Here is a 5,445-nt window from a genome sequence, read left to right as displayed (position 1 = left end):
TGCTCTTTAAAAACTAACAGCCGATAAGTGTGGGCGCTTGATGGCGAGTGCGGCTGGTTCTTCGGAATCGGCGATAGCAAAGGTATCAAGAGTCTCACACGAAGTATCAGAGGAAGGTTTGTTCATCTTTGGATGGAATAAATCATCGTCAGTACGTTGAGTGAGCGACCTATTCGGAAGAATAGAAAACAGTAACAGGAATTGAACTGAAGAGTTTGATCCTGGCTCAGATTGAACGCTGGCGGCATGCCTTACACATGCAAGTCGAACGGCAGCACGGGGGCAACCCTGGTGGCGAGTGGCGAACGGGTGAGTAATACATCGGAACGTGTCCTGTAGTGGGGGATAGCCCGGCGAAAGCCGGATTAATACCGCATACGACCTAAGGGAGAAAGCGGGGGATCTTCGGACCTCGCGCTATAGGGGCGGCCGATGGCAGATTAGCTAGTTGGTGGGGTAAAGGCCTACCAAGGCGACGATCTGTAGCTGGTCTGAGAGGACGACCAGCCACACTGGGACTGAGACACGGCCCAGACTCCTACGGGAGGCAGCAGTGGGGAATTTTGGACAATGGGGGCAACCCTGATCCAGCAATGCCGCGTGTGTGAAGAAGGCCTTCGGGTTGTAAAGCACTTTTGTCCGGAAAGAAAACTTCGTCCCTAATATGGATGGAGGATGACGGTACCGGAAGAATAAGCACCGGCTAACTACGTGCCAGCAGCCGCGGTAATACGTAGGGTGCGAGCGTTAATCGGAATTACTGGGCGTAAAGCGTGCGCAGGCGGTCTGTTAAGACCGATGTGAAATCCCCGGGCTTAACCTGGGAACTGCATTGGTGACTGGCAGGCTTTGAGTGTGGCAGAGGGAGGTAGAATTCCACGTGTAGCAGTGAAATGCGTAGAGATGTGGAGGAATACCGATGGCGAAGGCAGCCTCCTGGGCCAACACTGACGCTCATGCACGAAAGCGTGGGGAGCAAACAGGATTAGATACCCTGGTAGTCCACGCCCTAAACGATGTCAACTAGTTGTTGGGGATTCATTTCCTTAGTAACGTAGCTAACGCGTGAAGTTGACCGCCTGGGGAGTACGGTCGCAAGATTAAAACTCAAAGGAATTGACGGGGACCCGCACAAGCGGTGGATGATGTGGATTAATTCGATGCAACGCGAAAAACCTTACCTACCCTTGACATGGTCGGAACCCTGCTGAAAGGTGGGGGTGCTCGAAAGAGAACCGGCGCACAGGTGCTGCATGGCTGTCGTCAGCTCGTGTCGTGAGATGTTGGGTTAAGTCCCGCAACGAGCGCAACCCTTGTCCTTAGTTGCTACGCAAGAGCACTCTAAGGAGACTGCCGGTGACAAACCGGAGGAAGGTGGGGATGACGTCAAGTCCTCATGGCCCTTATGGGTAGGGCTTCACACGTCATACAATGGTCGGAACAGAGGGTTGCCAAGCCGCGAGGTGGAGCCAATCCCAGAAAACCGATCGTAGTCCGGATCGCAGTCTGCAACTCGACTGCGTGAAGCTGGAATCGCTAGTAATCGCGGATCAGCATGCCGCGGTGAATACGTTCCCGGGTCTTGTACACACCGCCCGTCACACCATGGGAGTGGGTTTCACCAGAAGTAGGTAGCCTAACCGCAAGGAGGGCGCTTACCACGGTGGGATTCATGACTGGGGTGAAGTCGTAACAAGGTAGCCGTATCGGAAGGTGCGGCTGGATCACCTCCTTTCTCGAGCTTCGCACACGAAGTTAAGCGCTCACGCTTATCGGCTGTTGTTTGAAGACAGGCTTTGGGTCTGTAGCTCAGTCGGTTAGAGCACCGTCTTGATAAGGCGGGGGTCGTTGGTTCGAATCCAACCAGACCCACCACGGTCAAGATGAGTCAGGCAGTCAGTGAGGCTGCAGACGCAAGACGCGGGGGATTAGCTCAGCTGGGAGAGCACCTGCTTTGCAAGCAGGGGGTCGTCGGTTCGATCCCGTCATCCTCCACCAAGTCCTCAATGCGCAGTGTTTCGTGAAGCACTTTGCATTGGCGATTGAAAGCCAGTTGATGTCGCAGGCGAGTGAAGTGAGCTTGTCGGCTAAACGTTCTTTAACAATCTGGAAGAAGTAGTAAAGAGACTATCTAAAAGCACTTAGAGATGGGTGTGAGTCGGGTAGTCAGGGTAGTGATTGTATCAAGTATGAAAAGTGATCTTGATGATGACTTGGAATACGGCACAACGCGAATACTCAGCCTATGGCGAGGGTGGCTCGAGAGAGACACACTTGTTATAGGGTCAAGCGAACAAGTGCATGTGGTGGATGCCTTGGCGATCACAGGCGATGAAGGACGCGGTAGCCTGCGAAAAGTTGTGGGGAGCTGGCAAACGAGCTTTGATCCACAAATGTCCGAATGGGGAAACCCACTCCTAATGGAGTACCCACAACTGAATACATAGGTTGTGTGGAGCGAACGCGGTGAACTGAAACATCTAAGTAACCGCAGGAAAAGAAATCAACCGAGATTCCCAAAGTAGTGGCGAGCGAAATGGGATCAGCCTGTACTCTTTATCTTTGTTGTTAGTCGAACGCTCTGGAAAGTGCGGCCATAGCAGGTGATAGCCCTGTAGACGAAAACAGCGAGGAAGAACTAGGGGTACGACAAGTAGGGCGGGACACGTGAAATCCTGTCTGAAGATGGGGGGACCATCCTCCAAGGCTAAATACTCGTGATCGACCGATAGTGAACCAGTACCGTGAGGGAAAGGCGAAAAGAACCCCGGGAGGGGAGTGAAATAGATCCTGAAACCGCATGCATACAAACAGTCGGAGCCTGGAAACGGGTGACGGCGTACCTTTTGTATAATGGGTCAGCGACTTACGTTCAGTAGCGAGCTTAACTGATTAAGGCAGGCGTAGCGAAAGCGAGTCCGAACAGGGCGATCAGTTGCTGGGCGTAGACCCGAAACCAAGTGATCTATCCATGGCCAGGTTGAAGGTGCGGTAACACGTACTGGAGGACCGAACCCACTAACGTTGAAAAGTTAGGGGATGAGCTGTGGATAGGGGTGAAAGGCTAAACAAACTTGGAAATAGCTGGTTCTCTCCGAAAACTATTTAGGTAGTGCCTCGTGTATCACCTTCGGGGGTAGAGCACTGTCATGGTTGTGGGGTCCATTGCGGATTACTACGCCATAGCAAACTCCGAATACCGAAGAGTGCAATCACGGGAGACAGACATCGGGTGCTAACGTCCGGTGTCAAGAGGGAAACAACCCAGACCGCCAGCTAAGGTCCCAAAGATTGGCTAAGTGGGAAACGAAGTGGGAAGGCTAAAACAGTCAGGAGGTTGGCTTAGAAGCAGCCACCCTTTAAAGAAAGCGTAATAGCTCACTGATCGAGTCGTCCTGCGCGGAAGATGTAACGGGGCTCAAGCCAGTCACCGAAGCTGCGGATGCGTACGCAAGTACGTGTGGTAGGAGAGCGTTCCGTAAGCCTGCGAAGGTGCGTTGAAAAGCGTGCTGGAGGTATCGGAAGTGCGAATGCTGACATGAGTAGCGATAAAGGGGGTGAAAAGCCCCCTCGCCGTAAGCCCAAGGTTTCCTACGCAACGTTCATCGGCGTAGGGTGAGTCGGCCCCTAAGGCGAGGCAGAAATGCGTAGCTGATGGGAAGCAGGTCAATATTCCTGCACCATTGTTAGATGCGATGGGGGGACGGATCGCGGAAGGTTGTCCGGGTGTTGGACGTCCCGGTCGCTGCGTTGGAGAAGGCACTTAGGCAAATCCGGGTGCGTAATTCAAGGGCGTGGCGCGAGCTTCTTCGGAAGCGAAGCAATTGGAAGTGGTTCCAAGAAAAGCCTCTAAGCTTCAGTCTAACGATGACCGTACCGCAAACCGACACAGGTGGGCGAGATGAGTATTCTAAGGCGCTTGAGAGAACTCGGGAGAAGGAACTCGGCAAATTGGTACCGTAACTTCGGGATAAGGTACGCCCTTGTAGCTTGACTGGCCTGCGCCAGGAGGGTGAAAGGGTTGCAATAAACTGGTGGCTGCGACTGTTTAATAAAAACACAGCACTCTGCAAACACGAAAGTGGACGTATAGGGTGTGACGCCTGCCCGGTGCCGGAAGATTAAATGATGGGGTGCAAGCTCTTGATTGAAGTCCCGGTAAACGGCGGCCGTAACTATAACGGTCCTAAGGTAGCGAAATTCCTTGTCGGGTAAGTTCCGACCTGCACGAATGGCGTAACGATGGCCACACTGTCTCCTCCCGAGACTCAGCGAAGTTGAAGTGTTTGTGATGATGCAATCTCCCCGCGGCTAGACGGAAAGACCCCATGAACCTTTACTGTAGCTTTGCATTGGACTTTGAACCGATCTGTGTAGGATAGGTGGGAGGCTATGAAACCGGAACGCCAGTTTCGGTGGAGCCGTCCTTGAAATACCACCCTGGTTTGTTTGAGGTTCTAACCTTGGCCCGTGATCCGGGTCGGGGACAGTGCATGGTAGGCAGTTTGACTGGGGCGGTCTCCTCCCAAAGCGTAACGGAGGAGTACGAAGGTACGCTAGGTACGGTCGGAAATCGTGCTGATAGTGCAATGGCATAAGCGTGCTTAACTGCGAGACCGACAAGTCGAGCAGGTGCGAAAGCAGGTCATAGTGATCCGGTGGTTCTGTATGGAAGGGCCATCGCTCAACGGATAAAAGGTACTCTGGGGATAACAGGCTGATACCGCCCAAGAGTTCATATCGACGGCGGTGTTTGGCACCTCGATGTCGGCTCATCTCATCCTGGGGCTGTAGCCGGTCCCAAGGGTATGGCTGTTCGCCATTTAAAGAGGTACGTGAGCTGGGTTTAAAACGTCGTGAGACAGTTTGGTCCCTATCTGCCGTGGGCGTTGGATATTTGAAGGGGGCTGCTCCTAGTACGAGAGGACCGGAGTGGACGAACCTCTGGTGTACCGGTTGTGACGCCAGTCGCATCGCCGGGTAGCTATGTTCGGAAGAGATAACCGCTGAAAGCATCTAAGCGGGAAACTCGCCTTAAGATGAGATATCCCCGGGGCTTCGAGCCCCTTGAAGGGTCGTTCCAGACCAGGACGTTGATAGGTCAGGTGTGTAAGTGCAGTAATGCATTGAGCTAACTGATACTAATTGCCCGTAAGGCTTGATCCTATAACCAGTGTGTTTCACGTACTGACTTGGCGCCACAGCGCTTGGTCAATACCACCCCTGGTTGAGTAGCGTTGTGCGACACTCACTCCCCAAACACTTCTACTTCTTCCCAGATTGGTTGTCGCGCCCACCCAGGCGAGACAACAACAAGTCATGCCTGATGACCATAGCGAGTCGGTCCCACCCCTTCCCATCCCGAACAGGACCGTGAAACGACTCCACGCCGATGATAGTGCGGATACCCGTGTGAAAGTAGGTAATCGTCAGGCTCCTCATGCT

2 tRNA genes and 3 rRNA genes are annotated in these 5,445 nt (G+C 53.3%); all 5 read left to right on the top strand.

The window, feature by feature from the left end:
- The first annotated feature begins 203 nt into the window (after positions 1-203).
- The 5 genes from NCS02_RS36025 to rrf all read left to right on the top strand — a co-directional run bounded on the left by NCS02_RS36025 (position 204) and on the right by rrf (position 5,435).
- Positions 204-1,735: ribosomal RNA gene (locus NCS02_RS36025) — 16S ribosomal RNA — on the top strand.
- 63 nt (positions 1,736-1,798) lie between these two features.
- A tRNA-Ile gene (locus NCS02_RS36020) sits at positions 1,799-1,875 on the top strand.
- Positions 1,876-1,922: 47 nt separating this feature from the next.
- Positions 1,923-1,998 (top strand) — tRNA-Ala (locus NCS02_RS36015).
- 285 nt (positions 1,999-2,283) lie between these two features.
- Positions 2,284-5,166, top strand: a 23S ribosomal RNA gene (locus NCS02_RS36010).
- A 156-nt stretch (positions 5,167-5,322) separates the two neighbouring features.
- Positions 5,323-5,435 (top strand): 5S ribosomal RNA (rrf, locus tag NCS02_RS36005).
- Together the 16S, 23S and 5S rRNA genes with 2 tRNA genes alongside form the textbook arrangement of a ribosomal RNA operon.
- Positions 5,436-5,445: the final 10 nt, after the last annotated feature.

The sequence above is a fragment of the Caballeronia sp. NCF2 genome (assembly GCF_023631205.1).
Taxonomy (GTDB): Bacteria; Pseudomonadota; Gammaproteobacteria; order Burkholderiales; family Burkholderiaceae; genus Caballeronia; species Caballeronia zhejiangensis.
The sequence above is the reverse complement of the archived record's forward strand: the minus strand, read 5'-3'. Positions and strand labels throughout refer to the sequence as shown.